General features: G+C 44.5%; 1 protein-coding gene. It reads right to left on the reverse strand.

The features are described 5' to 3' along the window. Positions 1-254 (reverse strand): deoxyribodipyrimidine photo-lyase (locus ACYQ78_RS39710; RefSeq protein ID WP_459806161.1); only part of this gene is annotated, 254 nt, incomplete at its 3' end. Positions 255-263: the final 9 nt, after the last annotated feature.

Raw genomic sequence — 263 nt, forward strand, 5'->3', positions numbered from 1 at the left:
TCTTGGAAAAGCTTAGGGAGAACATATGTTGGCTGACCACGGATAACATGCAGCCTCGATCCACACTTGCGCAAACTCTTATCAAGATCAGTGAGACATTCCAAAAGAAATTTCCAGCGGTTAGCAGATACTTTGGCTGCTTTTGCACTCACTGGGTCCAGGATGTAAACAGCGCGGAATGTTCTACAGTTTACAAGTGATTCACAGAGTGACGGGTTGTCATGAAGTCTCAAATCCTTTCTAAACCAATGCATGGCATTGTG

The organism is Herbidospora sp. RD11066 (assembly GCF_054661255.1).